15 protein-coding genes and 1 tRNA gene are annotated in these 19,447 nt (G+C 64.8%); 10 read left to right on the forward strand and 6 right to left on the reverse strand.

All coding sequences use genetic code 11. The features are described from left to right. Window positions 1–227 precede the first annotated feature (227 nt). From RVY76_RS05475 to RVY76_RS05495, 5 genes are all read left to right on the forward strand, one after another. Entirely contained in the window at window positions 228–2,039 is a 1,812-nt protein-coding gene (locus RVY76_RS05475) for an extracellular solute-binding protein (RefSeq protein WP_317376374.1), read from the forward strand. 68 nt (window positions 2,040–2,107) lie between these two features. Next, a complete protein-coding gene (locus RVY76_RS05480) occupies window positions 2,108–2,455 on the forward strand; it encodes a hypothetical protein (protein WP_317376375.1) in 348 nt (115 codons plus the stop codon). A gap of 31 nt (window positions 2,456–2,486) precedes the next feature. After that, the gene (locus RVY76_RS05485; RefSeq protein WP_317376376.1) at window positions 2,487–3,134 is read left to right on the forward strand and encodes a DsbA family oxidoreductase; all 648 of its coding nucleotides are present in this window, start codon (window positions 2,487–2,489) and stop codon (window positions 3,132–3,134) included. Window positions 3,135–3,156: 22 nt separating this feature from the next. Beyond that, complete coding sequence (locus RVY76_RS05490; protein WP_317376377.1) at window positions 3,157–3,696, forward strand: methyltransferase family protein; 540 nt, start codon at window positions 3,157–3,159, stop codon at window positions 3,694–3,696. Then, window positions 3,696–4,925, forward strand: a complete 1,230-nt coding sequence (locus tag RVY76_RS05495) for a multidrug effflux MFS transporter (protein WP_317376378.1) — start codon at window positions 3,696–3,698, stop codon at window positions 4,923–4,925. The genes RVY76_RS05490 and RVY76_RS05495 overlap by 1 nt, the downstream gene beginning before the upstream one ends. Window positions 4,926–4,935: 10 nt before the next feature. Here the strand turns inward: RVY76_RS05495 and mfd are convergent, their stop codons facing one another. Next, a complete protein-coding gene (mfd, locus tag RVY76_RS05500) occupies window positions 4,936–8,406 on the reverse strand; it encodes a transcription-repair coupling factor (RefSeq protein WP_317376379.1) in 3,471 nt (1,156 codons plus the stop codon). Between the two features lie 247 nt (window positions 8,407–8,653). Between mfd and RVY76_RS05505 the strand changes: the two genes are divergently transcribed. From RVY76_RS05505 to RVY76_RS05525, 5 genes are all read left to right on the forward strand, one after another. Next, the gene (locus RVY76_RS05505) at window positions 8,654–9,823 is read left to right on the forward strand and encodes a type III PLP-dependent enzyme (RefSeq protein ID WP_317376380.1); all 1,170 of its coding nucleotides are present in this window, start codon (window positions 8,654–8,656) and stop codon (window positions 9,821–9,823) included. Between the two features lie 111 nt (window positions 9,824–9,934). Continuing rightward, window positions 9,935–10,020, forward strand: a tRNA-Leu gene (locus tag RVY76_RS05510). Between the two features lie 35 nt (window positions 10,021–10,055). Further along, window positions 10,056–10,496: an NUDIX hydrolase gene (locus tag RVY76_RS05515; RefSeq protein WP_317376381.1), complete on the forward strand. Its 441-nt coding sequence runs from the start codon at window positions 10,056–10,058 to the stop codon at window positions 10,494–10,496. A gap of 51 nt (window positions 10,497–10,547) precedes the next feature. After that, window positions 10,548–11,126 carry a YqaA family protein gene (locus tag RVY76_RS05520; RefSeq protein ID WP_317376382.1) on the forward strand — a complete coding sequence of 193 codons (579 nt, stop codon included), beginning with the start codon at window positions 10,548–10,550 and terminating at the stop codon, window positions 11,124–11,126. Continuing rightward, window positions 11,126–11,590 (forward strand): disulfide bond formation protein B, encoded by a 465-nt coding sequence (locus tag RVY76_RS05525; protein ID WP_317376383.1) that lies wholly within the window; start codon window positions 11,126–11,128, stop codon window positions 11,588–11,590. The genes RVY76_RS05520 and RVY76_RS05525 overlap by 1 nt, the downstream gene beginning before the upstream one ends. Here the strand turns inward: RVY76_RS05525 and RVY76_RS05530 are convergent. The 5 genes from RVY76_RS05530 to RVY76_RS05550 form a co-directional block, all read right to left on the reverse strand. Next, window positions 11,587–11,877 carry a DUF1330 domain-containing protein gene (locus RVY76_RS05530; RefSeq protein ID WP_317376384.1) on the reverse strand — a complete coding sequence of 97 codons (291 nt, stop codon included), beginning with the start codon at window positions 11,875–11,877 and terminating at the stop codon, window positions 11,587–11,589. The two genes, RVY76_RS05525 and RVY76_RS05530, sit on opposite strands and share 4 nt — an antisense overlap. A 1-nt stretch (window position 11,878) precedes the next feature. Beyond that, window positions 11,879–14,536: an alanine--tRNA ligase gene (gene alaS / locus RVY76_RS05535; protein ID WP_317376385.1), complete on the reverse strand. Its 2,658-nt coding sequence runs from the start codon at window positions 14,534–14,536 to the stop codon at window positions 11,879–11,881. A 102-nt stretch (window positions 14,537–14,638) separates the two neighbouring features. After that, window positions 14,639–15,721, reverse strand: coding sequence for a recombinase RecA (gene recA / locus RVY76_RS05540; RefSeq protein WP_317376386.1), 1,083 nt, complete (start codon window positions 15,719–15,721; stop codon window positions 14,639–14,641). A 147-nt stretch (window positions 15,722–15,868) separates the two neighbouring features. Beyond that, window positions 15,869–18,148 (reverse strand): ATP-binding protein, encoded by a 2,280-nt coding sequence (locus RVY76_RS05545; protein WP_317376387.1) that lies wholly within the window; start codon window positions 18,146–18,148, stop codon window positions 15,869–15,871. Between the two features lie 104 nt (window positions 18,149–18,252). After that, on the reverse strand, window positions 18,253–19,443 hold the full coding sequence (locus tag RVY76_RS05550) for an RsmB/NOP family class I SAM-dependent RNA methyltransferase (RefSeq protein WP_317376388.1): 1,191 nt from the start codon (window positions 19,441–19,443) through the stop codon (window positions 18,253–18,255). Between the last annotated feature and the right edge of the window lie 4 nt (window positions 19,444–19,447).

The following is a 19,447-nucleotide window of genomic DNA, read 5'->3' on the forward strand; positions in this document are numbered from 1 at the left end:
CCTGCATGAACTGCATTGCGCATCCCGGGACTCGCCAATAAAAAAACGCCCGCACAAGGCGGGCGTTAAGTTATTGAGGCAGGTTTCATACAGGCAAGAAACCTATCGAGCAGTGCATCTGTTATAAGCGATTCCGCGCCGGGATCAAATCCTAAATGTTTGCTGTCACTCACAACCCCCCGTAATCTGGGCCAAACACAGAACGGGCAAAGCAGACAGGATCCGATATGGAAACGAACCTTTTCCGTTGCGCCCTCGGGGCCGCGACGCTTGCCGGAATCGTGCTCGGAGGTCCCGCAACCGCTCAGCCGGAACACGGAATCGCCATGTACGGCGAGCCTGCCCTGCCCGAGGATTTCACCTCCCTGCCCTATGCCAATGCCGACGCACCCAAGGGCGGCCGCATCGTTCAGGGCGAGGTCGGCACGTTCGACTCCCTCAATCCCCACATCCTCAAGGGCAAGGTCCCTTGGCAGCTGAGATCGCTGGCCTACGAATCGCTTATGGGACGCTCCTACGACGAGCCCTTCACTCTCTACGGACTGCTCGCGGAAACGGTCGAGACCGCGCCCGACCGCTCATGGGTCGAGTTCACGCTCCGCCCCGAGGCGCGTTTCTCCGACGGCACACCCGTCACGGTCGAGGATGTCATCTGGTCCTACGAGACCCTCGGGACCGAGGGGCATCCGCGCTACGCAAACAGCTGGGCCGCCGTAGAAAGCGTCGAACAGACGGGAGAGCGCAAGGTCCGGTTCACGTTCTCCGAGGACAACCCCGAACTCGCCCTCATCATGGGGATGCGGCCGATCCTGAAGAAGGCGCAATGGGACGGCCTCGACTTCACTCAATCGGGGCTCGATACGATTCCGATCTCCACGGCCCCCTACGTGATCGAGGACTTCGAACCGGGACGATCCGTGACACTGCGCCGCAACCCGGATTACTGGGGCCGGGATCTGCCGTTCATGCAGGGGCAAGCCAATCTCGACGAAATCCGGATGGAGTTCTTCGGTGACGAATCCGCGATGTTCGAGGCATTGAAGGGCGGCCTCCTGAACATTCATCGCGAGGTCAACGCCGAGAAATGGCAGAGCCAATACGACTTCCCCGCCATACGTTCGGGCGACATCGTCAAATCCGCCATTCCGCATGAACGCCCTTCCGGCATCTGGGGATTCGTCATGAACACGCGACGCGCCCCGTTCGACGATTGGCGGGTCCGGCAGGCATTGATCGAAGTCTTCAATTTCGAGTTCATCAACCAGACGCTCAATGGCGGCCGCCTGCCGCGGGTCAGCTCGTACTTTTCGAACTCGGTTCTCGGGATGGATCACGGGCCGGCGGAAGGTCGCGTGCTCGAGCTTCTCGAACCTTACGCGGACGAACTTCCCCCCGGCACGATCGAGGGCTATTCGCTGCCCGAGGGCGACGGGACGGAGCGCAACCGACAGGCGCTCCGTCGCGCGATGGCACTGCTCGACGAGGCGGGCTACGTGATCGAGAACGGTGTCTTGATGAACCCCGAGGGCGACCGCGTCACTTTCGAGATCCTTCTGCGGCAGGGCGACACGATCGACCAGCAGGTCATCGACATCTATCTCTCCGCGCTCCAGCGGATCGGAATCTCACCGCGCGTCAATCAGGTCGACGAGGCGCAGTACAATTCCCGCACGCAGGTCTTCGATTTCGACATGACGGATTACGAACGTGGCCTGTCGCTCAGCCCCGGTACCGAACAGCGCTATTACTGGGGGTCCGAGGCCGCGACGCAGGACGGATCGCTCAACTGGATGGGAATGCAGAGCCCCGCGGCCGACACGATGATCGACGCGATGCTGACCTCCGAAAGCAACGAGGATTTCGTGGCCGCGACCAAGGCGCTCGACCGGGTTCTGACCGCGGGGCGCTATGTCATTCCGATCTGGTATCGCCCCGAAAGCTACATCGCCCATGCCGCCGATCTGAAATATCCCGACACCCTCCCGGCCTACGGCGACTTTCTCGGCTTCCTCCCCGAGGTCTGGTGGCAGGAGGAGTAGATGCTTCGCGCGGAACCCGCGGCCCGCGCGGGCATTGGCACGGCGAACCATCGAAAGGAAAGACCGTCATGCAATGGGATGCCGTGAGACAGAACTGGCCCGCCTTCGTCGAGCCCATCATGCAGCGCTGGGAAAACACCGAGGAGAACGACCTCCTGACCCTCGACGGCGAGCGCGAGCGGTTCGAGGCCTACCTTGCCGAGCGTGAAGGCCTGAGCGCGGCCGACACGCGCGACCAGATCAACGAATGGCTGCAGGGCGCAGCTCCGTCCGACGTCGTCATGGACGAAACCCGTGACAACGCCAATATCCGCGCCTCCGCCGCGCATATCCCCGAGGGCGAGGACGTCTATTCCGAAGACGCCGATTTCGGCGATGACGGCACTGCCGAACGTCCCATCGGGCGCGACACCTGATCCCGGCGCGGCGACAAGGAAAGGCCACAGAATGATCAAGCTCGACATATTGTCGGATCCGATCTGTCCGTGGTGCCTCATCGGAAAGGCGAATCTCGATGCCGCGCTTCAGGCGCGGCCAGACCATCCCTTCGACATCGAATGGCATCCGTTCCAGCTCAATCCCGACATGCCGGCCGAAGGGATGGATCGCAAAACCTATCTCGAGGCCAAGTTCGGCGGTCGGGATGGCGCGGTCAAGGCCTACGCTCCGGTCGTCGAGGCAGCCGAGAAGGCCGGGGTCGAGATCGCCTTCGACAAGATCGCGCGGACACCCAATACGCTCGACGCGCATCGGATGATCCATTGGGCAGGGCTCGAAGGGCGGCAACCGGCGATGGTGGCCGCCCTCTTCAATGCCTATTTCCGGGCCGGGCGTGACATCGGCAACCATGCGGTTCTTGCGGATCTCGCGGCCGATTGCGGCATGGACCGGAACATGACGGCTCGCCTCCTCGAAACCGATGCCGACCGCGACGAGATCGCCGCGCGCGACGCTCATGCCCGCACGCGCGGCGTGACCGGGGTGCCCACATTCGTCGTCGCCAACCAGCACGTCGTGCCCGGCGCGCAACCGACGTCGCTTTGGCACGACGTGCTCGACGATCTTGAGCGTCAGGCCGGGGTCGCCTCTGCGTGAGTGATGCGGCCTCGTCAGCTCGGTGATCCTCTGGCTCGGGATCTCGCTGGGCGCATCCTCCCTCTGGCTTGTAATCCTGTTCGTCTCGGACCGGCTTATCCTGCAGCTCTGGCCGCCTCGACGCGGAAACTATGCCACCGGGATCGCCGCGTGGCTCCTGACGATCGCGATCTATGTCGGGCTCATCAGGACGGCCACGGCCGACTGGAACGCGCTCGACTTGCCCGCATGGCTCCGGTGGGGCGTCGGAGGTCTGGCGCTCAGCGTCGCGGCCACTTGGGTTCAGGGTCGCGGTATCCTCGATCTCGGGATCAGGGGAACCAGCGGCTGGGACGTCGGGCTTGTCACGACCGGAGCCTATGCGCGGCGGCGCCATCCCCAATATGCGGGTCAGATCCTGTCGCTGCTTGGCCTCGCGCTTCTCGGCGGGTCGCTCCCGGCGGGCCTTGCCGCGGTTGCGGGGTCGGCCGCGCTCGTCTATGCGGCGCGGGTGGAGGATCGATTTCTGGCGCGTCGGCAGCCGGGCCATGAGGCCTACCGGACGCGCGTGAGGTTCTTCTGATGTCACGTCACCCCGGCCGCTTCGAGTTCATCGCTCTCATGGCGATGCTGCTTGCGACCGTCGCCTTCACCATCGATGCGATGCTGCCTGCCCTGCCCGAGATCGCAGCGACGCTCAGCCCCGACAATCCTAACCGCGCCCAGCTCATCGTCACCGCTTTCGTCTTCGGAATGGGCCTCGGCACGTTCCTTGCTGGCCCGATCTCCGACGCGACGGGCCGGAAGCCCGCCATCGTTGGTGGCCTCGCGCTCTATATCGTGGGGGCCATCCTCGCGAGTCAGGCCCAGACGCTCGAGACGCTGCTTGCCGCGCGGCTCGTCCAGGGGCTCGGTGCGGCCGCGCCGCGGATCGTGGCGCAGGCGATGATCCGCGACAGGTTCGAGGGTCGCCAGATGGCGCAGGTCATGTCCTTCGTGATGATGGTCTTTCTGCTTGTCCCGGCGGTCAGCCCGGCCGTGGGAAGCATCATCATCGACGCGTTCGGCTGGCGTGCGATCTTCGGGGCCTTCGCGCTTTTCACACTGACGGGGGGTCTCTGGCTGACGATCCGACAGCCCGAGACGCTCGTCCCCGCCGATCGCCATCCGATGCGTGCGGGCCTCATGCGGCTCGCCGTGGCCGAGGTCCTGAGACGGGCCGACGTCCGTATCTACATCGCGGTCCTGACGCTCGGCACGGCCCAGATGTTCGCGCTGGTAAGCTCCGTGCAGCAGATCTACGACATCTATCTCGGGTTCGGCGACACGTTCGAATGGTGGTTCATGGCCACCGCGATCCTGTCGGGGACCGGCACGATCGTGAACGCGGCGCTCGTGATGCGTCTGGGAATGCGCCGGATCGCGATCTGGGCCTATGGCGTGCAATCGCTGATCTCGCTCGCGCTCATCGCGGCGGACCTGCTCGGGTGGGTTTCACCGGGGATCGCCTTGCCCGTCTTCTTCTGCTGGTCCGTCTCGGTCTATTTCATGATCGGACTGACCTTCGGCAACCTCAACTCCCTCGCGTTGCAGCCGCTCGGTCATATCGCGGGAATGGCAGCGTCGGTGATAGGCTCGATCTCGACGATCTTCGGGACGATCCTCGCGGTGCCGATCGGCCTCGCATTCGACGGCACGCCGCTGCCGCTCTATGCCGGGACGCTCGTCTGTTCGGCGCTTGCGTACCTGCTGATGCGCCGCACGATGGAGGCGGAAGGCGCACCCGCAGATCAGGTCGCGCCCGGCCATTGAGCCGGGCGGCTCAGGCGTCCTCGCCTTCCTTGAGCGCGCGCCGCAGATCCTGGGCGATGGCGAAGGATCCCTTGATCTTGTCGGCATCCTTCGACCAGTCGCGCCGAACCACGATCTTGTTGTCCTTGACCTTGGCCTGACCCTTCTGGTTCTCGATGAACTTCACGAGGCCCTCCGGGTTACCGAACTTGTCGCCCCAGAACTGGATCGTCGCGCCCTTCGGCCCCGCATCGAGCTTGGCGATACCCGCCCGCTTGCACTCGGCCTTGATCCGGACGACGAGGAGCAGCGTGTTGACCTCCTTCGGCAGCTTGCCGAACCGGTCGATGAGCTCCGCCGCGAACCCCTCGAGCTCGACCTTGGTCGTCAGCTCCGACAGCCTCCGGTACAGACCCAGCCGCACGTCGAGGTCCGGCACGTACTCCTCGGGGATGAGAACGGCCACGCCCAGATTGATCTGGGGACTCCATTCGCCGAGCTCCTCGAGCCCGTCGATCCCTTCGAGCTCGCCCGATTTCAGCTTGGCAATCGTCTCCTCGAGCATCGATTGATAGAGTTCGTACCCGACCTCGCGGATCTGGCCCGACTGCTCTTCGCCGACCAGGTTGCCCGCCCCCCGAATATCGAGGTCCTGACTGGCGAGCGTAAAGCCCGCCCCGAGACTGTCGAGCGACCCGAGCACGCGCAGACGCTTCTGCGCCGTATCGGTCAGCTTCGCACGCGGTTTCGTGGTGAGATACGCATAGGCGCGCGTCTTGGCGCGACCAACGCGTCCGCGGATCTGGTAGAGCTGCGACAGGCCGAACATGTCGGCGCGGTGGATCACCATCGTATTGGCCGTTGGAATGTCGAGGCCGGATTCCACGATCGTCGTCGCCAGCAGGACGTCGTAGGCCCCGTCGTAGAATGCGTTCATCCTGTCGTCGAGTTCGCCCGCCGCCATCTGTCCGTTGGCGGTGACATAGGTGATCTCGGGCACTTCGTTCTTGAGGAACTCCTCCATCTCGGGAAGGTCCTTGATGCGCGGAACGACGATGAAGCTCTGCCCGCCGCGATAATGCTCGCGCAAAAGCGCCTCACGGATCGTCAGCGCGTCGAACTCGCTCACATAGGTGCGGATCGCCAGGCGATCGACCGGCGGCGTGCCGATGATGCTCAGGTCCCGCACGCCGGTAAGGCTCAGTTGCAAGGTACGCGGAATGGGTGTCGCGGTCAGGGTCAGGACGTGGACATCGGTCCTGAGCTGCTTCAGCCGTTCCTTGTGGTTGACGCCGAAATGCTGCTCCTCGTCGATGACGAGAAGCCCGAGATTCTTGAACTTCACGGTCTTGGCGAGAAGCGCATGCGTGCCGATCACGATGTCGCATTTGCCGTCGGCCATCCGTTCGCGTGCCAGATCGGAGTCCTTCTTTGACACGAACCGCGACAGCTGGCGCACCTCGACCGGAAAGCCGCGAAAGCGTTCGGCAAAGGATTTGTAATGCTGCCGCGCGAGCAGCGTGGTGGGCGCGATCACCGCGACCTGCGTTCCAGACATCGCCGCGATGAAGGCCGCGCGCATCGCGACCTCGGTCTTGCCGAAGCCCACATCGCCCACGACCAGCCGGTCCATGGGCGTCCCCGACCCCATGTCGGTCATGACGTCCTCGATGGCCTTCATCTGGTCGTCGGTCTCGTCATAGGGAAAGCGCGCCGAGAAATCCTCCCATGCGTGATCCGGCGGATCGAGCGCAGGTGCCTTCCTCAGAAGCCGTTCCGCGGCCACCCGGATGAGCCTGTCGGCGATCTCCCGCAGCCGCTCCTTCAGCCTGGCCTTCTTCGCCTGCCATGCCCCGCCGCCGAGCTTGTCGAGCGTGCCCTCCTCGTGACCGAAGCGGCTCAGAAGCTCGATATTCTCGACGGGGAGATAGAGCCTGTCGCCCCCGGCATATTCGAGCAGGATACATTCATGCGCGGCACCCGCCGCTGTCACGACCTCCAGCCCGGTATACCGTCCGACGCCGTGATCGACATGGACGATCAGGTCGCCCGGGCTCAGCGATTGCGCCTCGGTCAGGAAGTTCTCGGCACGGCGCGTCTTGGGCGTCTTGCGCACCAGCCTGTCGCCCAGGACGTCCTGCTCGGAGATGACGGTGACATGCGCGTCGCCCGAACCGCCCTCGAACCCGTGATCAAGCCCCCAGACCGCGAGGAACAGGCCGCCCTTGCCGTCCGGCACGTCGCGGAAATCGCGGATCTCGGTCATGCCCGAGACGTCCTCGTCCTCCAGAAGCCCCGAAAGCCGTTCGCGCGCCCCTTCGGAGTAGGAGGCGACGATCACCTGCCCCTCCTTGCGCTTCGCGGCGATGTGCTCGGCCAGCGCCCCGAAAAGGCTCACGTTCTCCTGCTGCCGCTCCGGCGAGAAGTTGCGGCCGATCCGACCGCCCGCATCTACGACATTCGGTCCCGACGCCTGCGCGAGCGGGTGGAACCGGATCGTCCGGTGAGCCTTCGTCGCCGCGACCCAGGCATCGTCGTCGAGATAGAGCAGCTCGGGCGGTGCGGGCTTGTAGACCGAATCCACGCGACCCTTCTTCGTCATCGCATCGTGACGGTTGTCGTACTGGTCGCTCACCCCTTCCCACCGGGCAAGCCGGGCCGGCGTCACTTGATCGTCGAGACAGATCGTGGCCTTGGGCAGGTAGTCGAAGATCGTCTCGAGCTTGTCGTGGAAAAAGCCCAGCCAGTGCTCGATCCCCGCATGTTTCTTGCCCGCGCTTACCGCTTCATAAAGCGGATCGTCCGTACCGGCCGCGCCGAACTCGATGCGATAGGCCTGGCGGAAGCGCGTGATCGCCGCCTCGTCGAGGATCACCTCGCTCACCGGGGCCAGTTCGACGAGGTCGAGCTTTTCCGTCGTGCGCTGCGAGCCCGGATCGAAGCGGCGCGCCCCGTCGAGCGTGTCGCCGAAGAAGTCCATCCGGACTGGCCCGCCATCGCCCGGCGGCCAGACGTCGATGATGCCCCCGCGGATGGCGTAGTCGCCCGGCTCGAGGACCGTCGGCGATTGCGTGAACCCCATCCGCACGAAGAAGTCGCGCAAGGCCGCCTCGTCCACGCGCTTGCCGACCTCGGCCACGAAGGCCGCATCCTTCAGCACGTCGCGCGCGGGAATGCGCTGAGTGGCGGCGTTGACAGTTGTCAACAACACGAACCGCTTGGGCATTCCGTGAACCAGCGCGGCCAGCGCCGCCATCCGCTGCGCCGAAATGTCGGCATTGGGCGACACGCGGTCGTAGGGCAGACAATCCCAGGCCGGAAACACGAAGACCGGCAGGCCGGGATCGTAGAATCCGAGCGCCATCTGCATCGCGGCGAGGCGCTTGTCGTCGCGGGCGACGTGGACGACCGCCCCTTCGGATTTCGCGAGTTCGGAAAGAACGAGGCTCGCGTCGAATCCCTCCGGCGCGCCGCCCATGGTGATGTGGTTCGGCGTGGACATGGAGGTGTCAGGTAAGGAGATGGAGGGCGGTGTCAATCGCTTCCGCGACCCCTGCGACGCTGGGTCCGAAAATCGTCGAATTATCGACAAAATTTCCTTGCGTCGCGCGGCATCGCATTCCATATGCGCCTCAGACGCCAACGCACGCGCCTCTGTCGGGGGAGACCCTCACGCAGCGACGGTAACGTCTCCGTTGTCACTTTCGGGGGGTCAGATCGCCTCCCCCGGGTCCACTGGAGATGATCCCATGACCGCCCATGCCACCGACCGCGCGCTGCGCGGAACCAATTCCCGCACCTCGAGGCTCGACGCTGCGATCGCAGCGACGACTTTCGATCGGCCGACGCTCGTTCTCGATCTCGACATCGTGGAGGAGAACTTTCGCGCGCTCGAGCGCGGGCTCGACGGCGCGATGATCCATTATGCGGTCAAGGCGAACCCCGCCCCGCAGGTGATCGAACGTCTGGCCTCCATCGGCTGTCGCTTCGACGCCGCCTCGCGCGGTGAGATCGAGCTGTGCCTTTCGATGGGCGCGCGCCCCGAGCATGTGAGCTTCGGCAACACCATCAAGCGGCCCGCCGACATCGCGTTCGCATACCGTGCGGGCCTTCAGCTCTTTGCCGCGGATGCCGAGGAAGAGTTGGAGAAGATTGCCGAGAATGCGCCCGGCGCGTCGGTCTATCTGCGCGTCATCGTGGAGCCGAGCGGTGCCGACTGGCCGCTGACCCGCAAGTTCGGCTGCGCCCCCGCCCGCGTGTCCGAGCTGCTTTCCTGCGCCAGGGCGCTCGGGCTCGATCCGCGCGGCCTGTCGTTCCATGTCGGCTCGCAGACCCGCAAGGCCGCCATGTGGACCCACACGCTCGACCAGGTGGCCGCGATCTGGGACACAGCGCGCGCCGACGGCCACGATCTCGACCTGCTCAACATCGGCGGCGGCTTTCCGGCCTTCCATGGCGAAGAGGTCGATCCGCTCGAGACCTATTCGCGCGACGTGATGGCGCAGGTCCGCGCGCGCTTCGGCGACGTCGCGGTCATGGCCGAGCCCGGACGCGGCATGGTCGCCGATTCGGGTGCGATCGCCGCCGAGATCCTGCTCGTCAGCCGCAAGGGTGCCGACGACCTGCACCGCTGGGTCTATCTCGATGTCGGTCGCTTCTCCGGCCTGGCCGAGACCGAAGGCGAAGCCATCCGTTACCAGTTCGAGACCGCCCATGACGGCGAGGAATCCGGCCCCTGCATCCTTGCCGGCCCCTCCTGCGATTCGGTCGACGTGCTTTACGAGAAGCGCCCCGTTTCCCTGCCGCTTTCGCTGCGCGCCGGCGACCGGGTCGTGATCCGCAATTGCGGCGCCTACACGTCCAGCTATGCCAGCGTCGGTTTCAACGGCTTCCCGCCGCTCGACGTGATGGTCATCTGATCCGCCGATCCGCGGCGCGCGAAAACCGCGCCGCGGATTGCACGTCACGCATCATTCGCCCTTTTCTCGGCCTCTTCATGCGGCTAAACCCTGCCGCGGTGGATACCCGCTGCCCGCGTGGCGGAATGGTAGACGCAGAGGATTCAAAATCCTCCGCTGGAGACAGCGTGCCGGTTCGAGTCCGGCCGCGGGTACCACCGCCAAATCTCTTTCTTCCGGAATGGGATCGCAGATGACCGACCGCCCAAAGATCGGCGCGCTCGCCGTTCTCGTCCGTGACGATTCCGTCCTGCTGGTCAGGCGGTCGAACCCGCCCGATGCGGGGCTCTGGGGATTTCCGGGCGGCCATGTCGAATGGGGCGAGACGGCGATCGAGGCCGCGATCCGCGAACTGGCCGAAGAGACGGGCATCGTCGCCTCACCCTGCGGGTATCTCACGAATATCGACGCGATCCGGTACGGCCCCGAAGGCGCGATCACGCATCACTATCTTCTTGCGGCCGTGCTCTGCACGCATGTGTCGGGCGAACCGATGGCGGCCGACGATGTCGATGCCGCCGCGTGGATCACGCTCGACGAGATCGCCTCGGATCGTCTCTCGACCTCGCCCCGCGTGCTCGACCTCGCGCGGCTTGCGCTCGATGGGCGGGCCAGTGATCTGGGCCCCGGCTGAGCGGTTTGGTTGCCACTTGACCGCCTATCACGATACGTGTCTAGAGCCCTCATGATCAGACGCCTTTACGACTGGACCCTGTCCCTGGCCGCGCATCCGCATGCCATGTGGGCCCTCGCCATCGTCGCCTTCGTCGAAAGCAGCGTCTTTCCGATCCCGCCCGACATCCTGATGATCCCGATGATCCTGGCCCGGCCGAGCCGCGCCTTCGCCATCGCCGCGCTCTGCACGCTCGCATCGGTGGCGGGTGGCCTGGCCGGATACTGGATCGGCTACGGCCTGTTCGAGCAGGTCGGGCGGCCGGTCCTCGAATTCTACGGCAAGGACGCGCGGTTCGACGAGTTCGCTGCCGCCTATAATGCATACGGACCGTGGGCCGTGCTTATAGCGGGCGTCACGCCATTCCCGTTCAAGGTCGTCACGATCCTCTCGGGGGCCACGGCATTGTCGCTGCCGGTCTTCATCGTGGCTTCGATCGTCGCGCGGGGGTTCCGCTTCTTCGTCGTCGCGGCGTTGCTCTGGAAATTCGGCGAGCCGATCCGCGACTTCATCGAACGGCGGCTCGGCCTTGTCTTTACCGCGATGATCGTGCTCCTCATCGGCGGGTTCGCGATGCTGAGGTTCGTCTGATGGCCCGCAAGCTGATGCTCCTCGCTGCGGCGGGGTCACTTGCGCTGCTCTTCGGCGCCTATCTCTTTCAGGCTCTGGGTTACGCGCCCTGCAAGATGTGCCTGTGGCAACGATGGCCGCATTTCGTGGCCATTGCAGCGGGAATCGTGGCGATCTTCGCGGCAAACCGTGTCGTCGCGCTTGCAGGTGGGCTCGCGACCCTCGTCACGGCGGGGATCGGACTCTACCATACCGGCGTCGAACGGAAATGGTGGGAGGGGCCGTCGTCCTGCACGGGGACAAGCGACCTCAGCGGCCTGTCGGGCGCGGATCTGCTCTCCACCGACATGGCGGGACGTGTCGTGATGTGTGACCAGGTGTCATGGGCCTTCGCGGGCCTTTCGATGGCATCCTGGAACGCCATCCTGTCGCTTGCGCTCGCCCTTCTCTGGGCGAACGCCTTCGTTCGTCTGTCGCGGAACTAGTCCTTGGTAATCTCGACGATGACGAGCTCGCGTTCGGCCGCGCCTTTCGCGTGGCTCATCGCCGCCTGGTAGGCATCCGAGCGATAGCAGGTCTCGGCCGCCTCGACGCTCGGAAACCGGGCGACGACGTTGCGCGGCCGATCCGGTCCCTCGAGCTGCACGTACCGGCCGCCGCGCGCGACGAAGGTTCCGCCATGCGCGGCGATTGCCTCGGTCGCGAGTGCGGCGTAGCGGCCGTAGGCTTCGTCGTCGGTGACGCGAACATGCGCGATCCAGAGTGCGGGCATCTCAGATACCTCCCAAAAGGGTTTCGACTGCGGCGATGGCTTCTTCCGCACGCGTCGTGTCGGGGCCGCCACCGCGCGCCATATCGGCACGGCCGCCGCCGCCCTTGCCACCCAGTTCCTCGACCGCGGCGCGCACCATGTCGACCGCGGAAAGCCGTCCGGTCAGATCCTCGCTGACGCCGGCGGCGACCGCCGCCTTGCCGTTGTCATCCGCAATGAGAAGCACGGCACCGCTTTTGAGCCGTGCCTTCTGCGCGTCGATGAGGCCCGGAAGGTCCTTGCCGCCGACGCCGCTCAGCACCTGGGCCACGAAGGCGATGTCGCCGATCGTGCGGGCTTCGACGGCTGGGCCGCTTCCCCCGCCCATGGCGATGTCGCGGCGAAGCTGCGCGACCTCGTTCGACAACGCCTTGCGCTCGTCCATCAGCGCCTTCATCCGGTCGGGCACGTCGGCGGCTTGCGTCTTGAGCCCGGCCGCGACCTGGGCCAGACGCCGGTCCTGCCCGCGAAGATGATCGAACGCCGCCTGCCCGGTCAGCGCCTCGATCCGGCGCACACCAGACGACGACGCGGCATCGCCCAGGATCACCATCAGGCCGATCTCGCCGGTACGGGTGACGTGCGTGCCACCGCAGAGCTCGATCGACCAGGTCTGGCCGTCCACACCCTTGCCGGTCTCACCGCGCCCCATGCTGACCACGCGAACCTCGTCGCCGTACTTTTCGCCGAACAACGCCTGGGCCCCGATCGCACGTGCCTCGTCCGGCGTCATGATCCGGGTCTCGACGGCCGAATTCTGGCGGATGAACGCGTTCACGTCGCGCTCGACATCCGCGATCTCCTCGGCGCTCAAGGCGGCCTCGTGGCTATAATCGAAACGCAGACGCTCCGGCGCGTTGAGAGAGCCGCGCTGCGCCACGTGATCGCCGAGCCGCTGCCTCAGGGCTTCGTGCAGAAGGTGCGTCGCCGAGTGGTTCGCACGGATGCGCTGGCGCCGGTCCGCATCGACGACGAGCTGCGCGGCCGACCCCGGGGCGATCTCGCCATTCTCGACATCCGCGAAATGGATGAAGACGCCCGCCACCTTGCGCGTGTCGGTCACGCGAAGTCGCGCGTCGCCCACGGCGATCGTGCCGGTATCGCCCACCTGTCCGCCGGCTTCGGCATAGAATGGTGTCTGGTTCAGCACCAGCTGAACGCGGTCACCGGCTTTCGCGCCCTCGGCGAGAGCGTTGTCGCGGACGATGGCAAGGATCTGGGCCTCGGCATCGAGTGTGTCGTAACCGAGGAATTCGGTGATGCCATGACGCTCGGCCACGTCGAACCAGATCCCCGCATCGGCCGTCTCTCCCGATCCCGACCAAGCGGCGCGCGCCTGCGCCTTCTGCGCCGCCATGGCGCTGTCGAACCCTTCGGTATTCACGCCGCGGCCGCTTTCGCGAAGCGCGTCCTGCGTGAGGTCGAGCGGAAAGCCGAACGTGTCATAGAGCTTGAAGGCCGTCTCGCCGGGGAGATCCGCCCCGTCCGGGAGGGCCGCCAACTCGTCGTCGAGCAGTTTCAACCCGCGATCGAGCGTATTGCGGAAGCGCGTCTCCTCTCCCAGCAGGGTCTGCTCGATCATCGACTGGGTCTGCGGCAATTCGGGAAAGGCCTGCCCCATCTGGCGGACGAGCGCGGGGACGAGGCGATGCATCACCGGATCCTGCGCCCCCAGCAGATGTGCATGGCGCATGGCGCGGCGCATGATCCGACGCAGGACGTAGCCGCGCCCCTCGCTCGACGGCAGAACGCCGTCCGCGATGAGGAACGAAGTCGACCGCAGATGGTCGGCGATCACGCGATGATGGACGTTGCCGGGGCCGTCGGGGTCGGTACTCGTCGCGTGGGCCGAGGCTTCGATCAGCGCGCGCATGAGGTCGGTGTCGTAATTGTCGTGCTTGCCCTGCAGCAGGGCACCGATCCGCTCGAGCCCCATGCCGGTATCGATGCTCTGGTTCGGCAGGTCGCGCTGGGTGCCGTCCTCGAACCGCTCGTACTGCATGAAGACGAGGTTCCAGATCTCGATGAACCGGTCGCCATCCTCGTCGGGGCTGCCCGGAGGGCCGCCGGGGATATGGTCGCCGTGGTCGTAGAAGATCTCGGAGCACGGGCCGCAGGGGCCGGTCTCGCCCATCATCCAGAAGTTGTCGTTCGTGGGAATGCGGATGATGCGGTCGTCCGACAAACCCGCATGCTTCTTCCAGATCTCGGCCGCGTAATCGTCGGTATGGTAGACAGTGACGAGAAGCCGACTCGGATCGATGCCGAATTCCTTGGTGATCAGGTCCCAGGCAAAGACGATCGCCTCGTCCTTGAAATAGTCGCCGAAGCTGAAATTGCCGAGCATCTCGAAGAAGGTGTGGTGCCGCGCGGTATAACCCACATTGTCGAGGTCATTGTGCTTGCCACCGGCGCGCACGCATTTCTGGCTGGTGGTCGCGCGGGAATAGTCGCGTGTCTCGACCCCAGTGAAGAGGTTCTTGAACTGCACCATGCCCGAATTGGTGAACATGAGCGTTGGGTCGTTGCGCGGCACAAGAGACGAGCTGTGGACACGCTCATGGCCATTCCTCGCGAAGAAATCGAGAAAGGTCGACCGGATATCATTCAGGCTTTGCATGGCGCGACGCGGTTCCTTCGGCATGGGCTTCGGGAACCGGGTCTATCGCTCCAGCGGCGGGGCGGCAAGCGGGCGTTCCCGCGACCGCCCCCGCCCCGGGGGTCAGTCCTCGATCAGGCTCGCGTCGCTGCCGGCATCGCTGTCGTCCGAGCCGTTGAACTCGAGCCCGTGGGCCGCACGGATCTTGTCCTCGATCTGCAGGGCCGTTGCCGGATTCTCCTTGAGGAAATTCTTGGCGTTCTCGCGGCCCTGACCGATCCGTTCGTCGCCGTAGGAGAACCACGAGCCGGACTTGTCGACGATGCCCGCCTTGACCCCCATATCGACCAGTTCGCCGGTCTTGGAGATCCCCTCGCCGTACATGATATCGAATTCCACGACCTTGAACGGCGGCGCGACCTTGTTCTTGACGACCTTTACCTTGGTCTGGTTGCCAACAACCTCGTCGCGATCCTTGATGGCACCGATGCGACGGATATCGAGACGGACGGAGGAATAGAACTTGAGCGCGTTGCCGCCCGTCGTCGTTTCCGGGCTGCCGAACATGACGCCGATCTTCATGCGGATCTGGTTGATGAAGATGACGGTGCAGCCCGTCCGGCTGATCGACCCGGTGAGCTTGCGCATCGCCTGGCTCATCAGGCGGGCATGAACGCCGACCGAGCTGTCGCCCATGTCGCCTTCGAGTTCGGATTTCGGCGTGAGCGCGGCGACCGAGTCCACGACCACCATGTTCACGGCCCCCGAACGGACGAGCGTATCTGTGATCTCGAGGGCCTGTTCGCCCGTATCGGGTTGCGAGATCAGCAGCTCGTCGAGGTTCACGCCCAGCTTGCGTGCATATTGCGGGTCGAGCGCGTGTTCGGCGTCGACGAAGGCGCAGACGCCGCCCTTCTTCTGTTCCTCGGCCACGCAATGCAGCGTCAGCGTTGTCTTCCCCGAGCTTTCGGGGCCGTATATCTCGACGATGCGGCCTTTCGGAAGGCCGCCGATCCCGAGCGCGATGTCGAGCCCGAGCGATCCGGTCGATGTCGATTCGATATCGGGCAGCGCGTTGTCGCCCCCGAGCTTCATGATTGATCCCTTGCCGAACTGCCGCTCGATCTGGGACAATGCGGACTCGAGCGCCTTCTGCTTGTCGGTATTCTGCTTTTCAGCCATGTCGAGAAGTCCAGCCTTGCCCATATTTCGAGATCCTTATTTCACGTCGAAAGCGCAGCGGCAATCGCGCCTTTGTTCACGCCCCGTTCTCATTCCATCTGAGGGAGAAGCGAGAACAAATCAAGATCTTTCGAGAAATTCGGTTAAAATCGGTTCGTTTCCCCAGACGGATCACTCCCGCTGGAATTGCGCATCGACCGTCGCCGTCAAATCGGCGAGCGAAAAAGGCTTCGGAAGGAAGGTGGAGTTCGGAATCTGCCGCTGGGCATCCGCGAAACTTTCTTCGGCATAGCCTGACATGAAGATCACCCGCGTATCGGGACGTGTTTCGAGTGCCTCGCGCACCCAGGACGGACCGTCGCGTCCGGGCATGATGACGTCGGTCACGAATGCGTCGATGCGGGCCGTCTTGTCGCGACAGATTTCGAGCGCGGATTCGGCATCCGACGCCTCGAGCACCTCGTAGCCCCGCATGGCGAGCGCCCGGGACGCGAATGCGCGTACCGGTGCCTCGTCCTCGACAAGCAGGACGCACCCCTCGGCCTGGGGTTTCTGCGTCTCGACCCGCTTGTCGGGCACGGCTCGCCGCACGGCAGGCTGATCGCTTGCAGGAAGGTAGATCGAGAAGGTCGTTCCCTGCCCGAGCACCGATTTGGCGAAGATGTACCCCCCGGTCTGCTTGACGATGCCATAGGCCGTCGAAAGGCCCAGACCGGTTCCCTCGCCCGCCTTCTTCGTGGTGAAGAACGGCTCGAAGATCTTGGTGATCCGATCCTCGGGAATCCCGGTGCCTTCGTCGATCACCTCGATGAGGGCGTAGCGGCCTGCAGGGACCTCGACCCGGTCGTGCGGCTCGGGCACCGCGAGCGTCGTGGTCCGCGTGACGACGCGGACATCGCCGCCGTCGGGCATCGCGTCCCGGGCGTTGACCACGAGGTTGACGATCACCTGTTCGAGTTGCCGCCGGTCGGCGCGCACCATCTTCAGATCGGCATCGTGGTCGAACGACAGACGCACCCGTTCACCCACGAGGCGGTTGAGAAGATGGGTAAGGTCCGCGAGGATATCGCGCAGATCGAGCATCTCGGGACGCAAATTCTGTTTGCGCGAAAAGGCGAGAAGCTGCCCGACCAGTGCCGCGGCCCGGTTCGCGTTCTGGTTTATCTGTTCCAGATCGGCGAAATCCTGATCGCCCGGGTCGTGACGCAACAAAAGAAGATCGCAATGCCCGCTGATCGCGGTCAGCAGATTGTTGAAATCATGCGCGACGCCACCGGCAAGCTGCCCGATCGCCTGCATCTTCTGGCTCTGCACGAATTGAGCCTCGAGGCGCTTCATCTCGGTCGCATCGTGGAGAACGGCCATCATGCGGCTTTCGACACCGTCGCGAACGCGTTCGAGCGTCACCTGGATGTAGAGGTCGGTCTCGGCCCGGGAGGCTCGCATGACCTCGGGGCGCCCCTGGGCACGGCCCTCGAACCCGTCGGCAAGCCAGTCGCCAACTTCACGGCCGAGCCCTTCGAAGAGATGGTGGAGCGCGACGCTCTCTCCGGGATCTAGCGACAGCAACTGGCGCGCCAGCCGATTGGCCTTCGAGACCATCCCGTCCTCGTCGATCTCGAGCAGCGGCACGGGGATCCAGTCGAACTGCATGTCCTCCCGTTCCTGCGGGACGCGGCACAGGCAAATTTCGCGCAGACCTTCGCCGGCGGGTCGCACGGCGATCCAGTAGAGCGCGGAATGATCATGGAATTCGAGCATCTGCGGCGCGTTCGGCTTGAGTGGCGGTCGCTCCAGCAGGCCGTCGATGTGACGGGGAGGATGATCGACAAGCTCGAGCAAAGCGGGCGACATCCAGACGATCGCCCCCTCGGCGTCGATCCGGAGTTGCAGGGCCTCCGGTCCGGTTTCGCCTCCGGCGCTCGGCATGCGGCGAACGAAGCGCCACAGCAGGCGGGCTGATCCAGCAAGGTGAAGCCGAAGATCGTAGGGATGCGCATCGATCTCGAGCGATTCCGAAGCATGACCTTGTTCGATCGTTTCACGCGTGAGGCGCTGGAGCAGTGAGTTGGGCAATGCCGCGGAACCGCGCAGAGCCTCGGCGATCGATACGGCTTCGGCCTGTCCGAAGAGCGCTTCGGCCGCAGGATTGCGCCAGACGAGTTGTCCATACGCATCGGTCGTGAAGGTCGCCGCGGCATCTTCGGAGTGAACCGAAGCGAGATGATCATCGATGCGCGCGTCGCCCATTCCATGCCAGATCGTCATACCGGCCAGAGGCACAGAGACGAGAAGGAGCACGACGGCCGCGGAAATGAGGACGAGGCTGACGAGCGGCATGGGCACGAAGAACGCCACACCGCCAAGCGCAACGGCGAGGGCAACGAGCATCAGAGGTTTCGCGGCGAAACCTGCCGGAGAAGATGGAATGGACATACGGATGTCGGTCACTTTCTGCTCTCCGGACGTATCGGCCACGGCAATGGCATGCGCATGGTTAACCGTTGCTTAACCAAAGACCGCAGAAGCGCTACGCGCAACCTGCAATTGTGTGGTTATGCGGTTTTGTCGCGGAAGAGAACAGATACGAAGAAGCCGTCTGCCCCGTCGAGGGGCGTCCAGCGCCGCTCGCAATGGCGGGAGAAGCCGGTGTTTTTGCAAATGAAATCCTCGACCTGTGCCCCGTTCTCGGCATCCATGAGAGAGCATGTCGCGTAACAGAGCACCCCACCCGGCGCGACATGTGCCGCCGCACGGGTCAGGATGTCCGATTGCAGGTTGCGCAACTCGTCGAAGCGCGCGCGGTCGAGCCGCACCTTGCCCTCGGGGCTCCGTCTCCAGGCGCCCGAGCCCGAACAGGGCGCATCGACGAGGACGAGATCGTAGGGTTTCTCCGCCTCGAGATCGGCCGCATCCCGCAATCCGATCGAAGTTTCCGCGCGTTTTGCTCGCGGGACCAGCGCCTCGAGCCGCCTGCGATCAATGTCGTGGGCATGATAGAGCGCGTCGTGACGCGCCGCCATGGCGAGCGTCTTGCCACCGCCGCCAGCGCAATAATCGAGAATCCTTCGGGCGCCATCGAGCGGCAGGAAATCAACTACGGCCTGCGACGCGGCATCCTGAAGCTCGACCGTGCCGTCGAGATAAGGCGCGGATCGCGCGACGGCGCGAGGCCGTTCGGTCACCTCGATCGCCGTCGGCGACAGTCCGGAGGGCCTTGTCGTGATCCCTTCGCCCGCGAGGCGGTCCATCGTGTCCTGAACGCTTGCCTTGCGCAGATTGACGCGCAGGAAAACCGGCGCCCGGTGGCGAAGGTTGGAAAGCACTCCGTTGAAATCCGAACCGAGGCTGGTCCTGAGATCGGTCTCGAACTCCGCCGGGCAATCGAGCGCGGCGAGACCGTGCGGTTCGGCGGTCTCGCGTTCGGCCGGTTGAAGGGCCGCGGGCCCGTAGCCCGCACCGGAGAAGATCGACGGGAGATCCGCCCCCTCCTCCGCAAGATAGCCGATCATGCGCGCCCGGCCCGACTCTCCCTGACCGCGTGCGGCACTCGACCACCAGCGACGCAGCACGTCGAAGACTAGATCGCGGATCGCGGCGCGGTCCTTGGAGCCCGCATGCCGTGCGCCCCTTGCCCACCGGGTCAGGACCTGTTCGGCGGCCTGCCCCGCGATAATCGCATCGAGACATTCGATTGCCGTCTGAACCCGCGCAGCAGGCGTCATGACGTGAAGATCGACGCGCAAGTCA

Source organism: Palleronia sp. LCG004, from assembly GCF_032931615.1.
Classification (GTDB): domain Bacteria; phylum Pseudomonadota; class Alphaproteobacteria; order Rhodobacterales; family Rhodobacteraceae; genus Palleronia.

Excerpts from the sequence above, each read along its gene's own strand:
- alaS (WP_317376385.1), bottom strand. The coding sequence starts at position 14,536 with ATGCAAAGCCTGAATGATATCCGGTCGACCTTTCTCGATTTCTTCGCG.
- RVY76_RS05495 (WP_317376378.1), top strand. The coding sequence starts at position 3,696 with ATGTCACGTCACCCCGGCCGCTTCGAGTTCATCGCTCTCATGGCGATG.
- RVY76_RS05525 (WP_317376383.1), top strand. The coding sequence starts at position 11,126 with ATGGCCCGCAAGCTGATGCTCCTCGCTGCGGCGGGGTCACTTGCGCTG.
- RVY76_RS05520 (WP_317376382.1), top strand. The coding sequence starts at position 10,548 with ATGATCAGACGCCTTTACGACTGGACCCTGTCCCTGGCCGCGCATCCG.
- RVY76_RS05530 (WP_317376384.1), bottom strand. The coding sequence starts at position 11,877 with ATGCCCGCACTCTGGATCGCGCATGTTCGCGTCACCGACGACGAAGCC.
- mfd (WP_317376379.1), bottom strand. The coding sequence starts at position 8,406 with ATGTCCACGCCGAACCACATCACCATGGGCGGCGCGCCGGAGGGATTC.
- RVY76_RS05515 (WP_317376381.1), top strand. The coding sequence starts at position 10,056 with ATGACCGACCGCCCAAAGATCGGCGCGCTCGCCGTTCTCGTCCGTGAC.
- recA (WP_317376386.1), bottom strand. The coding sequence starts at position 15,721 with ATGGGCAAGGCTGGACTTCTCGACATGGCTGAAAAGCAGAATACCGAC.
- RVY76_RS05480 (WP_317376375.1), top strand. The coding sequence starts at position 2,108 with ATGCAATGGGATGCCGTGAGACAGAACTGGCCCGCCTTCGTCGAGCCC.
- RVY76_RS05505 (WP_317376380.1), top strand. The coding sequence starts at position 8,654 with ATGACCGCCCATGCCACCGACCGCGCGCTGCGCGGAACCAATTCCCGC.
- RVY76_RS05475 (WP_317376374.1), top strand. The coding sequence starts at position 228 with ATGGAAACGAACCTTTTCCGTTGCGCCCTCGGGGCCGCGACGCTTGCC.
- RVY76_RS05485 (WP_317376376.1), top strand. The coding sequence starts at position 2,487 with ATGATCAAGCTCGACATATTGTCGGATCCGATCTGTCCGTGGTGCCTC.